This window comes from Phocaeicola coprocola DSM 17136, from assembly GCF_000154845.1.
Lineage (GTDB): Bacteria > Bacteroidota > Bacteroidia > Bacteroidales > Bacteroidaceae > Phocaeicola > Phocaeicola coprocola.
Window position 1 is genome coordinate 84334 of sequence record NZ_DS981484.1, and the last position, 22020, is coordinate 106353.

Genomic DNA, 22020 nt, shown 5'->3' on the forward strand with positions numbered 1-22020 from the left:
CTATAAAACAACTAGTTATAATGTTTTACAAAAGGGAAAGTTTTCAATACATAGGTCTATCAAATGTTTCTAACTTAGGTATAATTTGTTACTTATCTTCCTTTTCCTGATATGCAGAAGGCAAAACCCCAAATTCTTCTTTAAAATAACGACTGAAATACTTAGGGTTATTAAATCCTACCTGAAAAGCGATTTCCGAAACATGAAGCTGACTGTCACGCAACAGTTGAGCTGCTCTTTTCAGACGAATTACACGAATAAACTCGATAGGAGTTTTTCCTGTAATCTGTAACATCTTCTTATACAAATGAACCCTGCTCATGCCCAGTTCACGACTCAGCTCTTCTACCGACAGATCACTGCGAGAGATATTATCCTCTACATATTTTATAGCTTTCTCTATCAGCTTTTCATCCAAAGAAGTAATGACAATATCACTAGGCGCAGGATCGATAGTACCCTTTGACACATTATAACGGCTTAATTCTATCAGTTTTCTGATACGCAGAACCAGAATAGTCATATTAAACGGTTTCGTCACATAATCATCTGCCCCCATGGTCAATCCTTCCACTTTCGATTCCGTATTTTGTTTAGCTGAAAGCAGAATCACCGGAATGTGTGCTGTACGTTTATCTTCTTTTATCAAACGGCACAATTCGTTTCCATCCATTTCAGGCATCATAATATCACTAACCACCAAGTCGGGCATTTCTTCACTGTTTTGCAAGATATCCCATGCCTCTTTTCCGTTCGATGCTAGTTTCACCCGATACTGCAATCCCAGACTATACTCCATAAACAGACGGAAATCGTCATTATCATCTACAATCAGCAATAATGGGAATTTGCTCTTGTCGGCCTCTTCATTAGAGCGTCCTGCTACTTCAGGAAGTAAATCCGGAACCGGCATGGAGTTAGCCGGATGATATTGCACATCAACATGCTTCACTGGTATATGTACAACAAATACAGCTCCTTTACCGATATTATCGAAAACAGTGACATCTCCTCCATGTAAAGCAACAAAATCGTGTACCAGACTTAATCCAATGCCTGTACCGCTCGTTGCATCCACGTTTTCTTTGTTTTCTGTCTGATAAAAACGATCGAATATATGTTCCTTATCCGCATCACTTATTCCTACACCTGTATCGGCAACCTTTATTTCTATCACATCGATATCTTCCTGAATGTGCTCTACCATAACCGTAACCCTGCCACCTTCAGGAGTGAACTTAAACGCATTAGCCAGCAAATTCATCACAATCTTACCTACCTTGTCGGCATCGAAAGCCATTGTAAAGTGATCTACACTCGAAAAGAACGAAAAGTGTATCTGCTTTTTATCGGCCATCAGCAAGAAAGAATCGCATACCCCTTGTATGTAAGTAATGATATCTCCTTCAGAAAGTGATAAATGATGAGAACTCATTTCACCTTTTCGGAAATCAAGCAACTGATTGACCAGTACCAGCAGACGATGTGCGTTGCGATACATAAGCTGAAGCCTCATTTTTCGAGATTCATCATTACTTTCTTCTTTCAGCATCTGTTCCAGCGGAGCAATAATCAGAGTCAGCGGAGTACGAAGTTCATGACTGATGTTGGTAAAGAAACGGAACTTCATATTATTTACTTCCTCATTCTTGGCTACTTCCAGTTCTATCTGATGTAACTTGAACTTTTCTCTCTCACGCTTCAGCAAACGGAAACGTGCCAGGAACAGTAGTCCTACACCAATCATAAAATACAATAAATAAGCCCACCAGGACATCCAGAACGGAGGCAAGACTTCTATTTCAAGACTCGATACATCCTGACCGATATATCCGTCGCTATTGACAGCTTTCGCGCTCAGAATATACTTTCCGGGAGCCAAATTTGTAAAAGTCAGACTATGCACGCCCTCAGGCAGTGAAAGCCATTCTTTGTTAAAACCTTTAAGCTGATACATATAGCGTGTTTTCTCCGGCAAAAGCAAATTGTCGGAAGCCAGGAATATAGAAAAAATATTCTGCTTATAATCCAGCGTAAGTTTGCCTATACGATTAAGAGATTCTGGCAACAATACACGACCGTCTACACGTTCGCCTACTTGTATTTCTTTGTTGAACAATGAAAGACCGGTAAACAACACCTTAGGAAGTAATTTATTATAACGAACATTTTCCGGACTAAATACATTTATGCCATACAGTCCTCCTAAAAGTATTGCTCCATTATTCAATTCACGGATAGACCTGAGATTAAAATCACAATTTTGAAGTCCATCTTTGTCATTATATACATGCGGAACAAACTGATAATCACCTGTATTACCTTTCGTTACATTCAGATGAATCAGCTGGCGTGCCGATGTTACCCACATATCTCCGTTATTATCTTCTGCCACTCCTGCAATAATACCCCCGTTATCCGGCATGACATCAGACAAGCTCTTTACTTTTCCAGACTTTACATTATAGATATTAAGCCCGCCACGAGTGGCAATCCATACAAGTCCCCGACTATCTTTAAATACCTGATTTATTTCATTATGAGTAATTCCTACACTATCTTTTTCCTGCAAAACAGCCTTTATCTTACGACTTTCTACATCAAAGACAGCCACTCCCTGACTGGCAGTACCTATCACCAGATCGTTTTCATTGGTAAAGCACAAGGAAACAATATGATTATCATTTAAGCCTGCCTTCTCCAAATCTATCGTCTGAAAACTATGATCAGAAGGATTCAGACATTGAATACCGGCATCCAAAAAGCCAATCCATATATTACCTTTCCGGTCTTCCTGCAAAGCCCAAATCTTATCACTCTGAAGCTTACTTCCATCACCGGCTTTAAACGAACGTACCGCAGTACCTTCGATACAATACAAGCCCCCATTGAATGTGCCTATCCACAGCTTCCCGTCAGAAGCTCTCAGCAAAGCAACAACAGGTTCTTCTCCCAATGTAAAATGTTTTTCTATTTGACGAGTAGTATAGTTCCAAAGCATTACTCCATTGTCATTTGTACCCAGCCATGCCTTATCTTTTCCTTCAGGCTCTATACTTGTCACATCACCTGTATAATCTATTTCGAACTTAAATATGCTTTCGCCATAGTAAGAGATACCCTTCTTGTAAGTTCCAACCCATACAATTCCATCTCTGTCTGTATACAACGTATAAACCGTATTATGAGATAGGCTCCGGTCTGTATTTTTCTCAGAAGAAACAGATACTACCCGTCCGTCAGCTTTCGTAAGAATATCTATACCGCTATAATCCTTGCCCATCCAAATTCTGCCTTTAGCATCCTGCGTAATGCTATGCACAAAGTCAGAACGGTTACGCCAGCGTTCCGTAACGTCTTCCAGCCATTTTTCTTTCTCCCAATCGTATACCCACACGCCTGAGATACTATATATCCAAATACATTCCTCCCGATCGACAAATAAGGAAAAATCAATTTGCTTACCATCCTGATTATCATTCTTCACTTCTTCCTTTATCCATCTGACAGTCAACCGGTCACGATCAACACAAACCAGCAAGCCTGTATCATAGACAAATAAAATTCCATCCTTACACTCTGCTATATCCGAAATACCGACTAACGGCAATTTATGTTCCTGAAAAGAAAAACATGCCGGCTTACTGTTCTTATTATACCGGTAGCATCCCTCTCCCATTACATAAATCCAAACATTTTCCTTTGAATCGACAAAGATATCACTTGGAACTCCTCTGCTTCCCAATGAAGTCATAAACGGAGTTAAATCGGTTTGAAACACTTCTTTTGCCTTGTCAAACAGTACATACCCCTTTGCTGTCTTTACCCAGAATTGCTCGTCAGGCAGTTCTACTATACTCTCTATAAAGTTATCAGGAAGTGAATTCTGATTATACTCCTGACGAGTAAAAACCTTAAATGTATACCCATCGTAACAGTTTAACCCTGCTAATGTACCAAACCACATAAGTCCCTCACGGTCTTTATAAATACACCGTACAGAATTATTTGATAATCCGTCGGATACTTCGAGATGCTTAAACATGAAAGACTGCGCATGCAGGGAAAGCAATGAAAAAAGCAAGGCTAGCAAAGTGTATATTCTTATCATATCACATATCAATTTCTAAAGCAAAGAAAGTAAATTTTTGTAAAGCAAACAAACCTTTTACTTCCTTTTTTCTCTCTCGACACAATGACTAACTCAATCTGTTATCGTTGTATTCCGCATAAGCAAAAAACGATTTATCTATCTGAAATAAAAGGAGTTGCATACCCATTCCCGAATACTATAAAAAATATCAGGATGAGTTACTTTTTCTTTGTACAAATTTTCAAAAAACATCAGCATAAATAAAACAAAACATGCTGATCTTTTCTGAGAAAGAACAGCATGTTTTTGTTCCATATATAAAAAGCCCTTCACACTTACACAAATAAGTGAAAGGTGTGAAGGGCAAAACTAGTATTTATTTTATACCTTCCATCAATCCATTATATTCCAGTTCATCATAAACCTGCAAATTTTTACGGTCGAACACTCCATCACCTCTATCCCAGTAGAACGGAACGAGTCCACGAGCATTGGCCTCGCGTACAACACACTTATCGAAAGCAGCACGCGACAAATCATGTCCTTCCTGAGCCTGCTGATCGGGCAAAGTACGACGGACAGCTGCAAATTCTCCAATAATAACAGGTACTCCCTGATCGGTAAACTTCTCTTTCAGCTTCTGGAACTGCGACTTTATATAATCTTCCCCACAGATATTATCCCATCTGCCTTCATACGTTCCGGTAGCATATTTTTTGTTTTCCTCACCCCAGAAATAGAAAGCCTTTCCCCAGCTTTCATCATTTTCCATTCCACAGAACTGCCAGGAACTATAATAATGCACTTCCACACTCAAGCGGTCAGGAGTCATATCAACAGGCAAAGAAGTCATATACTGCATCGTTTTGTCTATGTCAGTAGAAGGTCCCTGAACAATCAGATTACGGTAAACATTCTTTCCACCGGTAGCTCTTACAGCATCCACAAAAGTCTGTTCGTATTTCAGCAAAGTAGCCATATCATCTTCATCTTCTACATTAGGCTCATTACATCCGGCAAACAGCAAATGTTCATCATAGTCGCGGAAATAAGTGGCAATCTGTGTCCACAATACTTTCTGCTTATTATTTACCTCTTCACTATATCCGTTGGGAATATCATTTTCAAGCCATCCGCCATCCCAGTGTATATTCAGAATAGCATATAAATCGTTCTGCATGCAATAATCCACCACTTCCTTCACACGTGACAACCATGAAGATTTTATTTCGTAAGTAGTTTCATCACTCAGATACTGATCCCATGCACACGGAATACGTACAGCATTGAATCCCATCTCACGTATCTTGTCTATCATGGCAAGGGTTGTAGCAGGATTTCCCCAAGCAGTTTCACCACCTGTTGCCTCCAGTGAGTTTCCCAAGTTCCATCCTATTTTGATATTTTTCATCAATTCAGGAGCATCCTGTTCCATTCCAGTTTTGTCAGCTTCAGGTACAGAAAGAGCTTCCTGAGTAACAGTAACAGATTCTGTCAGATTATCCAATGTAAATACAATGGTAGCAGTACGTATCTCTCCTGTTGCATTCTGAGCCACCATGAATGTTTCAGTACGTGTTTCTACCGCACGTGTATCCACATGTTGAATCCAGTCTGCATTAATGTCAATCTGACAATCACCGGTAGTCTGCATCTGTACTGTAAATTCTCCTCCTTCACCAGGCAACGTGTATTCATGCTCTTCTACCAGCAAATAGTCATTGGCAGTCTGTACCACCTTCACCGTTCCATTTACCTCAGCTCCTTTTACTGTAATTACAGCTGTTCGATTTTCTGTATTCGGATTTTCTGTGACATGTACCAAATATTTAGCTGTTTTTTCGGATGTTGAAACTTGTTGAACAACAGAACACCAGTCGGCTGCATCGGAAGTTACTTCATAAGCAGCATTAGACTGTATATACAAAAGAGCTTCACCCTCATGCTTTCCAAAAACCAGTTCCTCTTTCGAAATCTTCAGATATGGAGCACCGGTAGCATCATCTTCAGAGCAAGCACTCAACAGCAAACTCATTAAACAAGTAAGAGTTCCCAGAAAATAAATAAAAGTATTTTTCATAGTTCGTTATGGTTAATAGTTTAAGAGGCATACATATCTGGCAGCAGCCATCAATATGTATGCCTCTTTATATTTGTATTACAAAATTTTCAGACTGTCAATTGTAACATTTACAGCATCCAGATCAGCAATATCACTGAACATATCGAAGATATCGATTACAAATACAATGACACCATTATAAGCAGCTTCCGGTTTCATCTTGATGGTATAAGTACCGTCACCTTTCACCTTCACATCGCTTGTTCCTGAATAAGCAGGCCACCATCCATCAGCTGTACACATCAGTCCTGCATTATATTCTTTGGTAGCGGCATCTCCAGTAAGGCCACTGATAGTAAATGTCAGTTCCATCGAATAGTCGAAAACGATGCTTGCCGGATCAATCGGACTGGCAGATGCAGTTTCGCCATACATATTATAAAGCTCGATACGGAAATTATTCTTATCGGTTTCCAGATGTCCCCAAACCAGTTTAGAGTTGTCTACAGCTATCGATGTAGCCTCCGGCTGTGAGGTTCCTCCTCCAGCATTAGGAATAAAGTGATAAGCCTGGTATTCATCCTTTTCAGCACTGCGTGCACCTACCCACATTCCCATAACATTACCGGCAGCCGACTCAATGCTCAAAATACGTAACTGATTATTTCCATCAGCTCCAAACATGATATCACCACCACCGATATGATAAGAAGGAACATTTCCACTAAAGGTATAAATACCTTTTTCATCCAATGTATAAGTTCCACTTGCAGTAGTACCATCAGGCATTGCAAACTCATAAGTCATAGTTTTTGAATCGAGAGTCATAGAAAGCTGATCCAATCCGCTAACAGGTGTTGCCCAGTCTGGATAATTGCCGGCAGTAAAGTTATTCATCAGACTACCGTCCAGATTTGCCCAGTCAAAAGGAACATCGGCCGACATTGTCCATTTTATTTTGCTGGTAACCACTTCCGATACCATATCTTCCCATCCGTCGGGCAAAGCCGGTTCTGGATCTGGTTTATCTTCAGGTACATAATTGTCAGCATATTCTTTCGAAACGAAGTTCCAGATCAACCACCACGGACCTTCACTGTTATCACGCATTACTCCAATACGCATATGATTTTCATCCAATTCGAGCAACTTCAAGTCTCGGCTCCAGTTAGTACTTCTGTCGCTCCAAGAAGGAGTATGCAGCAGTTCACAGTCAGTAAATGTGATTGTATGATTGCTTGTATTAAGCATGAACGTACCAGAAGCAGTTTCTTTCGAAGAAGAATTGTAAACAGTCACGTTTGCTCCACCTTTCAGACCAAATGTCATGGTACTTTCCCAAATAGCATCATCACCGGTATGACCTACTCCCGGATCCCAGTTAGCACTCCAGTTATTCCATTCTACTGTTGTACTAGGATCGGCATAAGTCATTTCTCCAGCAGCATAGCCATACGATCCATTATCGAATATCCATACTTTTTCATTGTTTACACCTCCGGTAAGATATGTCCACAAATCATCATTTACGAAATCTGCACAGAAACTATCTATCGTAAATGTTGCCGGATTACCATAAACAATACCACCTCTTGTCTGAACACCAAAAGTCACTTCATACTTTCCCTCAAAAGGCATTTGCAATGTTACTTCTCTTTCCTGACTTCTTCCCTGAGGATGTTGCCAGCAAACCTGATAACTTGAAGGCATTAAACTCTTCAGATAAACAATATTGGGATTTTCCGAATCGTGAGTGATAGAGAAAGCTATTCCTTCTACCAGATCGTCTACGGTAACGTCTTTCCCTTCCAGTTCAAAGGAATCGGGAGTACATGCCGAAAACAGTCCGACTGTTATAATCAGCCATGCAGTATATAATTTAGATATCAGTTTTTTCATAACTTCTTGTGTTTTTAATTCCAACCTTCATTTTGTTTCAATACCCCATTCGATAATGTAATCTGATTGTTAGGTATCTGAGAGAGTCCCTGCTTCTTTACGATATCTGATTCCTTAATAGTTACATTATCAGGATTGCCACCACTGGTTACAGAAGTATTGGTTGCAATCTGAGAAGCGGCATATTCTACTCCCTGACGTAACAAGTCCCAATAACGCTGTCCTTCGAAAGCAAACTCCAGCATACGTTCATTCATGATATTATCTTTTGTAGCTGTCACTTCACGATAGTTGCTTGAAAGGGTCAGACTACCATCTTCATCCTCAGAAGTATAAGCACGCTGGCGGACTTTATTCAAATACTCTTGTGCATTTGGACTTCCCAGCTCTGCGGCCATCAACAAGACATCAGCATAACGCATTACAATGAAATTCTGATATTGAGAAATCTGGAAATCTCCTTCTCCAAGACCTGAAATTTCATCAACCAGCGACCAGGCACCACTAGCTTCGTCTTTCATCCATTTAGACATCGGAGTATATTTCTTCACTGTATATCCGGTGTATTCACGCTGGTCTTTATAAGAAGTTTCAAAATCAGCTTCATCAGAAATACCCTCACTTACCAGATTAATGATAGAAGCTTCACGACGTTCATCACCTGTACCGTATGATGTCCACATCTTAGGATTTACTGTACATCCTCCCCAGCCTCTTCCGTAAGGTGCATGTCCCAGATAGTTACGTAATCCCATGTTAACCAGCCAGCGGTTACCATCATTGTTTCCGTTATAGTCTTGAGTATAGTTAAACTTCTGTGCCAAAACAACTTCTTTATTACCATCGCCAGCATAAGTAGAAGTTTGTTCGTAATCGCCAGTACTCTTATTTAAAGCCCATGTAGTAGAAGCAGCAGGCCACAAATTTTTAAATTCGTCTACCAGTCCGTAGCCTTCAGATTCGGCAACAGCGATGAAATCTTCCAATCCCTGCAAAACAGTGCTCTTTGTTACACCTTCTACCTGAGGTTCCTTTCCATAATAACCGGTATAGAACAGATATACTCTGGCCAAAAGAGCTGATGCTGCATATTTGGTAATATGACCATCATTTGATGCTGCCGCACTCTTTGGATAAGCACTGGCCGGAATATTATTGACAGCATACAGCAAATCACTGAATATTACATTATAGACTTCATCCGGATCTGACTGTGGACGATTTTCATTGACAGGTTCAGTAAACAAAGGAATATTTCCCCACATACGTACCATATCAAAATAACATAATGCTCTTATCGCACGACATTCGCCCAGATAAGTACCTTTTGTTTCTTCGCTGCTCCAAGCTATCTGGCTTTCATGAGCCAGCAATTCATTACAACGATATACTGCTGCATAATAATTAGTCCATTCTGTTTCCAGAATATTCATATCCGAAGGCGACTGATTGACATCAAAACGGTCGAGTACCTGATAATTACGGGCATCTGTATTTCCCATGCCGGCAAAACATTCATCAGCCATAACTTCTGAGGCAAAATAGAATGCACATCCTGCACTAGAACTTGTACATTGCCATCCATCGTAACAACCAATCAGTGCACGCCATGCATCACTCTCAGTACGATAGAAATTGTCTGTCGTTGATTCTGTTTTAGATTCCACATCCAGGAAACCAGCGGTACATGAGGCCAATCCCATAGAAGCCAGCCCCAGTCCCAACATATATAGTTTAAATTTATTCATAGAGATGTTCTTTTAAAATTTATAAATTAGAATTTCAGATTAACACCAACCAAGAAGGTACGTGGACGAGGATAATATCCTAAATCGATACCAGAAACCCAGTCGGAAGTACCGTAACCGATTTCCGGATCCATACCGTCATACTTGGTAAATGTAAATGCATTCTGTACCTGGAAGTACAAACGTGCCTGACTGATAGCCTTCACATTTATCAACTTGGCAAAATCGTATCCCAACGTGATATTACTGATACGAAGATAATCGCCATCCTGTATATACAAATCAGAGAACTGCCAGTTGATATTAGTATTAGTCACACGCGGAATTCTGTTTGAAGTACCTTCACCAGTCCATCTGTCCAATATAGCTGAAGTATAATTGGCTTTGCTGTTTGCATGGTTTCTATAAGACTGTACAATCTGATTGCCTGCAGCTCCATATGCCACCAACGAGAAGTCAAAGTTCTTATAATTGAAGCCAAGGTTAAAGCCATAGGTAAAATCAGGAGTACCGTTACCCAGATCTACTTTATCGTTATCGTCAATGATACCATCCTGGTTCTGGTCGACATAAATCACATCACCCGGCTGAGGATCAGACTGTAAAATACCATGTTTTCCGTCAGCATTCCAGTTTGCAATCTGTTCCTTGTTCTGGAAAATACCAGCTGTCTGATATCCCCAGAAATAACCGATAGCATGACCATTCTCTGCACGATAGAATTCAGGAGAGTTATCATACAACATATTGACATCACCATGAATAATTCCATCTTCAGTCGGAATGTTACCTACCTTATTTTTATTGTAAGCTCCGTTGATACCAACATTATAGCTAAAATCACTTCCGATCTGAGCATTCCAGTTCAGAGCCAGTTCAATACCGGTATTTTTCACATCACCACCATTGATGTATGGTGCACCAGTACCAGCTGTAGCCAGAATAGGAGCCTCAACCAACCAGTCTTTGGTAGTCTTGATATAGAAATCGGCAGTCAAGCTCAAACGGCTTCTCAAGAAACGTGCATCAATACCGATGTTAGTCTGTTCTGAAGTTTCCCATGTTACATCAGAGTTTGCCAGACGGCTTGGATATGCTCCCCAGTAACCAGACTGAGCAGAAGCGCCATAATTAGTTCCGAAAATATAATGTGTATTCGAAGAAGTAATAGGAGCTGTATACTGGTAATTGTCTATATTCTGATTACCAACCTGTCCCCAGCTGATACGTAATTTCAAGAAATCCAACCAGTTCTGAGTAGTTTCCATAAACTTCTCATTCGAAATAGTCCATCCGGCAGATACAGAAGGGAATACACCATAACGTTTACCTCTTGCAAACTTAGAAGAACCATCGGCACGCAAAGTAGCGTTAATCATATATGTTTCTTTCCAGTTCCATCCAAAACGCCCGAAGTAAGAAACTGAGCGGCTTTCATCCTGAGGATATCCGTCAACCGACATACCATCGTCTGCACTCGATGCTGTACCGTTTGCAACATAAGCATGATCCCAATCGTCGAAACCTTCTCTCAGTGTACCTGTACCGGCAGAAAGATAAGTTCCTGAATACTGATAAACTTCCATACCAATCAACGCATTGAAAGCATGATCTTTTACTTTCCAGTCGTAAGTAGCTGTATTAGTCCAAGTCATACCCAAGCTGTGACTCATATTCTGTGAAGCAGAAGTACGTGTATTGTTGTAGCTGTAAATAGAGAACTGATACATCGGAGTAAAACTACGATATTCAGAAGAGCCGTAAACAGCACCAAAAACAGTTCTCAATTTCAAATTTTTCACAGGCTGCAATTCAGCATAAACATTACCAGAAAAAACAGCATTTTTATTTTCATTATTTGTGTTTGTCATCATTAATCCATAAGGATTACCGTCGCCGTTATACCAATCAGAATTGGAAGTATCGTTGTAAGGAGAATCATAAATATTGTTATCACTATAAATCGGCGATAAAGGAGAAGTACTGAACGCTCCTCTTAATGTATTGTTATATTGATTACCTACTGAAACACCATTATTTAATTTATAAACGAAACTAACTTGTTCGCCAACCTTCAACAAATCCGAATCCTTAAAAATCTTATGTTCCGAATTGATACGGAAATTATAACGTTCATAGTTTGAAACATCCTTACCACCTACAATACCTTCCTGGCTCATATATCCCAAAGACATAGCGTAAGTTGATGTTTTCGATCCACCAGTAACACCCAATGTATAGCTCTGTGTCTGAGCGTTATCCTTAAACATAGAATCTACCCAATCAGTATCATAGACATTTCCATTGGCATCATAAATACTTTTAAATGAACTCCAGTCATAAGGAGCATTACCTGAATTGACAGCCTGTTCGTCCATGATAGTCATGTATTCTTGTGCATTCAGCATATCAGCCTTACGAGCTACATTCTGTACACCGTAATAAGCATCGAAAGCAATCTGTGCCTTACCTTCTTTTCCAGATTTAGTAGTAATCAAGACAACACCATTGGCAGCCTGTGCACCATAAATAGCGGCAGAAGCAGCATCCTTCAAGACATCAATACTTTCGATATCGGCAGGATTCAATGTTGAAATATCACCACCAACACCATCAATCAAATAAAGAGGAGAAGCATTTCCTACTGTACCCAAACCACGGATACTTACCTTCATATCAGAACCCGGCTGACCAGAAGTAGAAGAAATATTCACACCCGGAGTCTGTCCCTGCATAGCCTGCAAAGGGCTGTTAGTATTCATCTTTGCCAAGCTTTCTCCTTTCACCTGCACAGTAGCACCGGTTACCAGTTTCTTTTTCTGAACGCCATAACCTACAACCACAACTTCTTCGAGGGTTTCGGTATCTTCTTTCATTTCAACATTTAATGTTTTCTGATCGGCAACAACAATTTCTTGTGTAACAAAACCGATATACGAAAATACTAAAGTCTGACCTTTTTCCACTCCCAAGGAGTAGTTTCCGTCAAAATCCGTAATAGTTCCATTAGTGGTTCCTTTCACCAACACACTCACGCCAATTAAAGGCATCTTGTCTGTTGCCGAAGTAACAACTCCCGAAACTGTCAAACTCTGAGAAGCAGCCTTTATTGCCATCGAAGGCAAGAACAACAGTAACATTACCATTGCAAGACTACATAGATGCACGTTTGTGCATTTTACGAATAAGTGTTTACTCATGGTACATTGTTTATAGTTAAAGTTTACATTTATTATGTTTTTCTTTCCAGTATTATTATATCATCAACATTACAAAGTAAGCCAAAAAGAAGAATCTTTGAGGTACGGTTTTGTTTCTCTATAGGGTATATTTTGTTTATATCACCTCTTTATAACTTTTTATACCCATATAGATAAAAAGTTAATTATCAGAGAGAAACAACATAATCAACCTCTTTATATTACTTTATTTGCCATTCATATATACCCGCTGTTTTTTCATCGTGAAGTACGACTTCCAATTTTATTGCTTTCGTTTTCACTGTTTTAAATTTAACAGCACTTCCCTCTCCTTTAACGATACTGTATGCATTCAGATTCTCTACAGGGAGCCATTTTCCTTCAGTATTTTTATAATAAATCTTCCATGATTTCGGAATGCTGCAACTACCCCAAGGGGTGTCATCAAACCAATAAACAGTTGAAGTGGAAACCTGCACTTCTTCCGGAAATTCATAAGAAATCCATTCGGTAGTAGCAGTTTTAGGATACCAGTGGTAATAAGGAATAGTACGGTCATTTTCATCCTGAGGTATCAGTCCATCGGCAACAGAAAATAATGTCGGTATTTTATGTGATGCATCTATCTTACTTTTTGAAGCCAAAGTAGGAATAGCTTTCGGACGAGTCGCATTGACTTCATCCGGTAACCACACTGCCATATTCCCAGTTCCACGATGCGCCCATGCATAATAAGGAATCAGTGTCAGTATACGGTCTTTTACCAGCAACCGTCCTGCCTTATCATATTCCAGCGACTGTGCCTGTGTCTGAATCTGATTAATGCCACAAAGCAAATCTTTCCTCTCGATTACTTTAAACTCCGAACGAGGATTCAAGAGTACACTTAATACATCAAAATCATTATCTGCCCACTCAGCACAATAAACGACAGGTCCACGTTCTATAGCTACACGTCCCCGATCGGCTTCTACTTTATTATTGGCTGTAACTGTACGCACATTCATATCAAAATGTACTTCCACTGAATCTCCTTTCTTCTATTGGCGGTTAATAGAAAAATAGCCATCTTGCAAATCGGCATGAACTTCTTCACCGTTCACCATCACACGATATGAAGGATCAAACTCATCCGTGTATGCATACAAATTACTAGGGACAACCTGATTTCGTACCCAACCAGGAATACGGATTTTCAGTGTAAAATCCTTTGCAGAGTTATGAGTAATCCTAAGCTGGATATCTCCATTCCACGGATACGAAGTTGTCTGCGAGAGAGAAACCTTCTTACCTCCTACATTCAGTGTAACATCATTCGACATGAACAGATTAACATATACATCCTTGTCTTTCACAGCATATATATAGCCGGGGACAGAAGGTATAAAACGACAGATATTGGAAGGACAGCATGCACATCCGAACCAAGGCTGACGTTGATGTTGCCCCATAGACTCCAGTGGATTAGGATAAAAGAATTTACCACCATCAAGAGAAACTCCCGAAATCAGTCCATTATATAATGTACGTTCAAGTACATCATAATATTTTGCATCTCCATGTAATAAAAACAGCCGGTAATTGACATACACATTTCCAATAGCCGCACAAGTTTCACAATAAGCTGACATATTAGGAAGTTCATAGTTCTTGCCAAAAGCCTCTCCGTTGCTTGTCGCTCCGATACCTCCTGTAATATATAATTTCTTTGATACTATATTTTCCCAAATCCGGTCTATAGCATGCACATAAGCAGTATCGCCTGTAAGTGCCGCAACATCTGCCATGCCGGCATACATATATGCAGCACGCACTGCATGTCCGACAGCTTCATCTTGTTCTACAACTGGCTTATGTGCCTGACTATATGCATCCCTTCGGGAAGTATATCCGCGCTTATCCAGAAAGAATTTTGCCATATCAAGATATCTCTGTTCGCCCGTTACAAGATAAAGTTTAGCCAAAGCCATTTCCGCAATCTGATGTCCGGGTACACGTACCAGTTTTCCCGGTCCTTCCCCTATCTCCCTACAGACACAATCTGCATAGCGAATTGCAATATCAAAAAAATTACGTTGTCCCGTAGCCTGATAATGAGCTATGGCCCCTTCAATCATATGTCCCAAGTTATAAAATTCATGACTTAGCTCTTCCACTTTTTCCCAACGCCGACTGCCAGCCCATTGATGTGGATGTGCCGGATTCATAGTGCGTGAAGTATATAGATAGCCGTCAGGCTCCTGTGCACCGGCAACAATGACCAGCACACTGTCTATGTATTTCTTTAGTCGTTTATCCGGATAAGTCTGAAACAGATAACTTGCTCCTTCAATGGTTTTATATACATCAGTGTCATCAAAAGAATATCCCGTCACTTTATTGCTGTCACTGGGGTAGGCAGCCATTTCAAAATTTTTATAACGTCCAGTTTCTTCACATTTACTAAAAGCCAGTGGAATGGTAACTTCACGACTTGCCTGTAAACGTTGTCCCCAAAATGAATCCGTCAATTTCACAGATGTAAAAGGTACTGGAGTTATAGGATAACCGTGAGATATCACCTTTTCACGAGCATAAATTCCACCTCCTGTTATTCCCAAAAGCAATGCAGAAATTATCAGTTTTTTCATAGGTTTATTTTTGTGTTTTCCATATTGATTCAAAATCTCAATCGTATAATACAAATGTAAAAAAGACATATTTGCAAACTGGTATAAATTTGTTTCTTTATATGGTACATTTTGTTTTTCTCTGCATCAAAAAGACAGTATTTTCCCTGTTTCAGAAGAGGTGAAAACATTTTATACCCTTTTGTGAAACATTTTTCATTCCATTAAAAAACGCTTTCCATTAGTTTTGTATCAGTCTTTAATAACATCACATTATGAAAACACATAGGAAACTTTTTTTCACCTTGCTCATAGCAAGTACTACAGGAATCATACATGCCCAAAATGTATTTAACGATCCGGCAATAAACGAAGAACAACGGCTTGATGATTTGATTGCGCGAATGACTCTCGACGAAAAAGTGGATGCTTTGGGAAACAATACTCAAGTCCCCCGCCTGGGAATACAAGCATCAGGAAGTGTAGAAGGACTGCACGGAATCGTACTGGGAGGACCAACATACGGCGACAGAGCTAATACTCCAACAACAGGCTTTCCGCAAGCTTACGGACTGGGAGAGACTTGGGATACCGACTTACTACATCGAGTAGCAACTTACATCAGTACAGAAAACCGTTATCTCTTTCAAAACGCAAAATATCGGAAAAGCGGACTTATCATGTGGACTCCCAATGTAGACTTGGGCAGAGATCCTCGCTGGGGACGAACTGAAGAATGTTATGGTGAAGATGCATTTCTTACTTCACGGCTTGCTGTAGCTTTCATCAAAGGCATACAGGGAGATCATCCTAAATACTGGAGAAATGCTTCACTTATGAAACACTTCTTATCGAACAGTAATGAATACGGACGTACATTTTCTTCTTCCAACTATTCCGACAAACTGTTCCGCGAATATTATGCTTATCCTTTTTATAAAGGAGTAACCGAAGGAGGATCACAGGCTTTGATGACTGCTTATAACGCCTACAACGGAACTCCGTGTATCATGCACCCCGTATTACGAAACATCGTCATGAAAGAATGGGGACTGAACGGTACGCTACTGACCGACGGAGGAGCATTCCGACTGCTGTTGAGCGACCATAAACGTTTTGACAACGACCGGGCAGCTGCGGCAGCTGCATGCATCAAAGCAGGTATTACGAAGTTTCTGGATGAATATAAGGATGCCGTATACGAAGCACTGCACCGAAAACTCATTAGTGTGGAAGATATAGAAAAAGCAATCCGAGGAAACCTCAGAATATCTCTCAAACTTGGTTTGCTGGACCATGCAGAAGACAATCCTTATGCAGCCATCGGTGTCACTGATACCATTGCTCCATGGAGCAAGCCGGAAACCAAAGCACTAGTACGCGAAGCTACGCTTAAATCGATTGTCTTACTCAAAAATCAAGACCATTTGCTTCCACTTGACAGACATAAGATAAAGAAGATAGCAGTCATCGGACAACGTGCGACTGAGGTCCTGCAAGACTGGTATGCCGGCAAACCTTTTTATACAGTAAATGTACTTGATGCTATTCGCGAGGAAGCAGGTAACGATATTGAAGTACGATATGTAAAAACCAACCGAATGGACAGCGCACGCACGGTTGCAGCATGGGCAGATGTTGCCATTGTATGTGTCGGCAACCATCCTACCTGCAATGCCGGCTGGGAACAAGCTCCCGTCATAAGTGAAGGAAAAGAAGCCGTCGACCGCCAGTCGCTACAACTGGATCAAGAAGATTTGCTTTTACAAGTTGCTCAAACTAATCCCAATACAATTGGAGTATTGATCAGCAGCTTTCCTTATGCCATCAATCGAGCCAACCAGACAGTACCCGCTCTGCTTCATCTCACCCAATGCAGTCAGGAGTTGGGACATGCTGTAAGCGATGTTATATTCGGACATTATAATCCGGCAGGCAGACTAACCCAAACCTGGGTGAAAAATATCACCGACCTTCCTCACATGATGGATTACGATATTACTCACGGTCGGACATATATGTATTTTAAAGAAAAGCCATTATATCCTTTTGGTTATGGACTAAGCTATACCCGCTTTAATTACTCTGGAACAACTCTCAATGACCGTGTTATTGAACGTGGCGATACCTTAAGGGTATGCTTCAACCTGAAAAATTCCGGCGATATGGATGGTGATGAGGTTGTACAACTTTACGTTTCCGCACGAAAACATACGGACAAAGATCCTATCAAACAACTGAAAGCATTCCAGCGCATCAGTCTACGTAAAGGAGAAACGAAAAAAGTAGAGTTAACCGTCCCTTATACGGAGTTACAAGTATGGGATGAAAAGCAGAGCCGTTTCATTCTTCCTGACAAAGAAATGACACTGGAAATAGGAGCCTCATCATCGGACATCCGTTTACGGACAACATTCCGAACAGAAGAATAAACCTCCAGCCAATTAATAACAGAAATGAGTTGTACCGCTACCACGATACAACTCCTTTTTTGATAGTTCAAAATTAGAAAACTCCAAGCTATATAGCCAAACTTGCCATATTTAAATCGTTTTACTAGAGTGAAACGGTCGCTTCACCTAAATGAAAATAACGTTTCACAGTAATGAAACGATAGATTCAGCCTGGTCAAACGTTATTTATATGTTCAATTCAGTCATTGTTATACCACACACAATTATCAGAAAGCCCCGAAGCACGCACTGTTACCTGATTCTCTCCCGACTGTAAAGGAACATTGTTCCATGTAGCCACACAGACCTCATCAGGCGTACATTTTCCCATACTTTTTCCATTCACAAACAACTCTGCATCACCACAATTGCTAAACACCTGAATGTCAACCGATGAATTCGACTTATTCTGACAACGCTTCGATGCGATATACAGCACTTTTTCTTTCTTGTTCCAATTTGCTTTATAAAAATAAAAAGCATCTTTCTTAATCCTCCGATCGTATGTCACCAATCCCTTATCGTTTCGGCCAAAAGTCGTGCCTTCTTTTCGACCGGCCGCCGAGAAATCAAACATACACCAAACAAATTTACACCACAAAAACGGACGTGAAGCAAGCTGTTTCCAGTTTTCTATATGGTAATAAGTCTGCCAGTTTTCTGGATGCCACTGTCCCCACGGCTCTGGATGAATCAAGGAATCCGCCTGTTGAAACACATCCGCACCAGCACCGTATTCACTTATGCCCATACATCGCTGATGATATGCCCGATGCTCCTTATCGATCCACTCACCCATCTCTTTACAATCGTCCCCATACCATCCGAAATAACGGTTGAATGCAATCAAGTCAGGTATTCCGTTCAAAGGATCTTCCTGGTTACTTGCCCCCGTTGTCGGTCGTGATATATCCCATTTTTTAGCCAACTTGTTCAGTTCTTCTGCCATAGGGTTTGGATTTTCCAGCCATCCCGGGTTGATTTCATTAAAAAGTCCCCATGTCAAAATACAAGGATGATTATAATACTGACAAATCAGTTCCACTAATTGCTGCTTTAAATTTTCTCTATACAGAGGATGGCTGACAAATACATTTACAAAAGGAATTTCAGCCCAGGCAATCAGTCCTCTCCTATCCATTAAATTATGCAACTGTTGTGCATGCGGATAATGCGCCAGTCGAACAGCAGTACATCCCATTTCCTGTATCAAGTTCAAATCCGATTCAAAATCTTCAGGACGAAAAGCCGATGCTCTTTCTGCACGGTCCTCATGATAATTGACTCCATGTATCGAATAGGGCTTACCATTTAAGAAAAAGCCTTTATCCGGATCTGCTGAATAAAACCGGAAGCCAACATGTTCTTCCCGACGATCAATCTCTTTACCACCTCTTTTCAGAACGACAACTCCGGTATATAAATATGGATTATTAACTCCATCCCACAAATGCGGATTATTAAGTTCCATCTTCACCAGGGCTTCCTTACCAGACACACTTGTTTCCTTACACAAAACAACTTTACGTTTCGCATCCAACAAAGAAAACTCAATAGAACAATCATTCAATGCCATTTCAGTTCCCGATAGCAATGCTTTCATTTCCAGTCCGGCATACTTTTCGGAAACATCACACTGAGTAAAGAAAACTCCAGATGAGCCATAAAATGTCGGATCAATACAAGCATCATCCGTATACAAAAGCTCCACACCACGATTCAGCCCACCCCATATATTAAAATCGCCGCATATCGGAGCTATTTCCATAGTTTGAGCATTACTCACCCTGATATCCAGTTTATGTTTTTCTCCTTTCCGAATCAGATGAGTCAGCTCTACGGTAAAAGAGGTATATCCACCTTTATGCTGAGCTACAAAATGATTATCCAAATACACATCAGCTACAGTCTGTGCAGCTTTTACGCGCAAGAAAACACGCTTAAAGTTCTCCGATGAAGGTACAACGATAAAACGTGAATAAGTTGACATTCCCCGATAATAATTCACATTACCAAACATCGCATCAGCAGCATTCCACGTATGCGGAAGATCAACCGTTACCTTATCCGCAGCCTGAGATTCATACCCGCGATTAAAAAACCATCCCCTATCTAATGACTCAACTTTCATTGCAGCCAGCTTCACCCCCGTAACACACCATAAAACAAGCAATATGCTCCACCTGATATTCCATCTGCCCATCTGTTTATCCTCCTTTATTACAATATATGATATTTTTCTATTTGTTCTATCCACAAGTCTGCCATCCGCTTATGTCCGGCAGGTGTCGGATGAATTCCGTCCCAAATCCAATAAGTATCCGGCAATTCCGGGTTTTCTTCCAGCAAACGGTGAAACATCGAAGCATATGGGATGAACACAGCTCCATAATCGGCTGCTATCTGTAAGGTTATTTTTCCCAGACGCTGTATCAGGCTATCCCGTAAAGCAAAATCTTCAGTCTTTTTCATATTTCCCGTACAAGCTGTAAATGGCTCACCCAATACAATCTTCACCTGCGGATTATCCTGACGCAGACTATCCAGTAAATTCCGATAAGTCTGTTCCCACAAAACAAAATCGAAAGCTCCATTGTCTTTTTTACCTAAATATTCATTCACATCATTCGTTCCTATCAAGACAGAAACTACATCAGCATGTATCGCAAGAGCATCTTCCTTCCACCGGGTCTTCAAATCATTTAATGTATTTCCGCTGATACCCCGGTTGAAGAACTGATATTCTTGCTCAGGATAATTACTTTGATAGTAAGAAGCACACAGATACATGTACCCACTTCCATAGATATGATTCATATCCCAATGATTGCGGACAGAAGAAGGTTGGGCACTTCCATCACTATTTCCCCAGTTGCCATCAGTAATGGAATCACCGATGAACAATATTTTATGTCCTGCGGTCCAAAGATTACCCCCGCCAATTAACAGAAAAAATAACCAGACAAAAAATTTCATAGTAAAATAAGATTATAGACCTGTTGGCGGAATTAAAATAGCGCATATTTAACTCTGCCAATAGGCTTTTCATTTTTGTAGTTAATATATTGGAGGATTGTAAGTGCGCTAATCTTCCCGATAATCCGGGCAAACAATCCATCTGTATCTTTCGCATAATTCCTTATAATCATAAACTGGTCACACAATTGCGAGAATATGGTTTCAATTCTTTTTCTCGCTTTGGCAAAAGCTGGGAATGTTGGCTTCCATTCTTTTTGATTACATCTGTATGGTACCTCCAATCTGATATTGGCAGTTTCAAACAGATCCAATTGCACTTGGGCACTTATATATCCTCTGTCCCCTATGACTGTACAATTACTATAATCCACTTTCACATCCTTCAGGTAATGAATGTCATGCACACTTGCCTTAGTGAGGTCAAAGGAATGGATGACACCACTTAACCCACAGACTGCATGGAGTTTATACCCATAATAATACATGCTTTGTGATGCGCAGTAGCCTACCCCGGGTGCTTTACTAAAATCCTTCTTTCCCATACTGCAACGTTTGGAACGGGCAATACGACATACTTCTATCGGCTTCGAATCAATACAGAAACAGTCTTCACCACCATCCATTTCAGAAACCATTCTTTCTCGGATTGCATTACATAGGGAGGAAGTTGTTTTACGCCTGTCATTGTATTGTCGGCGGGAAATAAGGTTGGGTATTTCAACCCTATATTCCTGTAGCTTTGCAAACAACAGAGACTCACTGTCAATACGGGGCAGCCTCTGATGCCATGTTCAAAGCCACTACTTCAAGGTCTGAGAATTTAGGGACGACTCCTCGTCTTGGCACATTCCCAGATTCATTGACTAAATTGCCGGCAATTTGCTTGCATATGTTCAGTAATTTTGCGAATATTGCATATAAGTTGTGCATACGATATTTGTCTATTAAAAGTTTGGTCACCTTTAATTTACTAAATA

General features: G+C 40.4%; 8 protein-coding genes and 2 pseudogenes. 1 reads left to right on the forward strand and 9 read right to left on the reverse strand.

The window, feature by feature from the left end; genetic code table 11:
- Positions 1-88 precede the first annotated feature (88 nt).
- From BACCOP_RS10800 to BACCOP_RS10825, 6 genes and pseudogenes are all read right to left on the reverse strand, one after another.
- Positions 89-4111 (reverse strand): hybrid sensor histidine kinase/response regulator transcription factor, encoded by a 4023-nt coding sequence (locus tag BACCOP_RS10800; protein WP_040312033.1) that lies wholly within the window; start codon positions 4109-4111, stop codon positions 89-91.
- A 358-nt stretch (positions 4112-4469) separates the two neighbouring features.
- On the reverse strand, positions 4470-6173 hold the full coding sequence (locus BACCOP_RS10805; protein WP_007569142.1) for a cellulase family glycosylhydrolase: 1704 nt from the start codon (positions 6171-6173) through the stop codon (positions 4470-4472).
- A 78-nt stretch (positions 6174-6251) separates the two neighbouring features.
- Positions 6252-8054 (reverse strand): hypothetical protein, encoded by a 1803-nt coding sequence (locus BACCOP_RS10810; RefSeq protein ID WP_040312043.1) that lies wholly within the window; start codon positions 8052-8054, stop codon positions 6252-6254.
- Between the two features lie 14 nt (positions 8055-8068).
- On the reverse strand, positions 8069-9802 hold the full coding sequence (locus BACCOP_RS10815; RefSeq protein WP_007569146.1) for a RagB/SusD family nutrient uptake outer membrane protein: 1734 nt from the start codon (positions 9800-9802) through the stop codon (positions 8069-8071).
- Positions 9803-9828: 26 nt separating this feature from the next.
- Complete coding sequence (locus BACCOP_RS10820) at positions 9829-13002, reverse strand: SusC/RagA family TonB-linked outer membrane protein (protein ID WP_040312034.1); 3174 nt, start codon at positions 13000-13002, stop codon at positions 9829-9831.
- A 221-nt stretch (positions 13003-13223) separates the two neighbouring features.
- A pseudogene (locus tag BACCOP_RS10825) lies at positions 13224-15632 on the reverse strand (glycoside hydrolase family 127 protein).
- A gap of 254 nt (positions 15633-15886) precedes the next feature.
- Here BACCOP_RS10825 and BACCOP_RS10830 point away from each other — a divergent pair.
- Positions 15887-18043, forward strand: coding sequence for a glycoside hydrolase family 3 C-terminal domain-containing protein (locus BACCOP_RS10830; protein WP_007569154.1), 2157 nt, complete (start codon positions 15887-15889; stop codon positions 18041-18043).
- A 220-nt stretch (positions 18044-18263) separates the two neighbouring features.
- Here BACCOP_RS10830 and BACCOP_RS10835 read toward each other — a convergent pair whose 3' ends face one another.
- The 3 genes and pseudogenes from BACCOP_RS10835 to BACCOP_RS10845 all read right to left on the reverse strand — a co-directional run.
- Positions 18264-20267, reverse strand: coding sequence for a glycoside hydrolase family 2 protein (locus BACCOP_RS10835; RefSeq protein ID WP_040312035.1), 2004 nt, complete (start codon positions 20265-20267; stop codon positions 18264-18266).
- Positions 20268-20284: 17 nt separating this feature from the next.
- On the reverse strand, positions 20285-21040 hold the full coding sequence (locus BACCOP_RS10840; RefSeq protein ID WP_007569156.1) for an SGNH/GDSL hydrolase family protein: 756 nt from the start codon (positions 21038-21040) through the stop codon (positions 20285-20287).
- A 32-nt stretch (positions 21041-21072) separates the two neighbouring features.
- Positions 21073-22020 (reverse strand): annotated as a pseudogene (locus tag BACCOP_RS10845) (IS982 family transposase); the annotation flags it as partial.

Bases quoted from the DNA above. Each gene is read 5' to 3' on its own strand.
- BACCOP_RS10800 (WP_040312033.1), bottom strand. From the start codon at position 4,111: ATGATAAGAATATACACTTTGCTAGCCTTGCTTTTTTCATTGCTTTCC.
- BACCOP_RS10805 (WP_007569142.1), bottom strand. From the start codon at position 6,173: ATGAAAAATACTTTTATTTATTTTCTGGGAACTCTTACTTGTTTAATG.
- BACCOP_RS10810 (WP_040312043.1), bottom strand. From the start codon at position 8,054: ATGAAAAAACTGATATCTAAATTATATACTGCATGGCTGATTATAACA.
- BACCOP_RS10815 (WP_007569146.1), bottom strand. From the start codon at position 9,802: ATGAATAAATTTAAACTATATATGTTGGGACTGGGGCTGGCTTCTATG.
- BACCOP_RS10820 (WP_040312034.1), bottom strand. From the start codon at position 13,002: ATGAGTAAACACTTATTCGTAAAATGCACAAACGTGCATCTATGTAGT.
- BACCOP_RS10830 (WP_007569154.1), top strand. From the start codon at position 15,887: ATGAAAACACATAGGAAACTTTTTTTCACCTTGCTCATAGCAAGTACT.
- BACCOP_RS10835 (WP_040312035.1), bottom strand. From the start codon at position 20,267: ATGGGCAGATGGAATATCAGGTGGAGCATATTGCTTGTTTTATGGTGT.
- BACCOP_RS10840 (WP_007569156.1), bottom strand. From the start codon at position 21,040: ATGAAATTTTTTGTCTGGTTATTTTTTCTGTTAATTGGCGGGGGTAAT.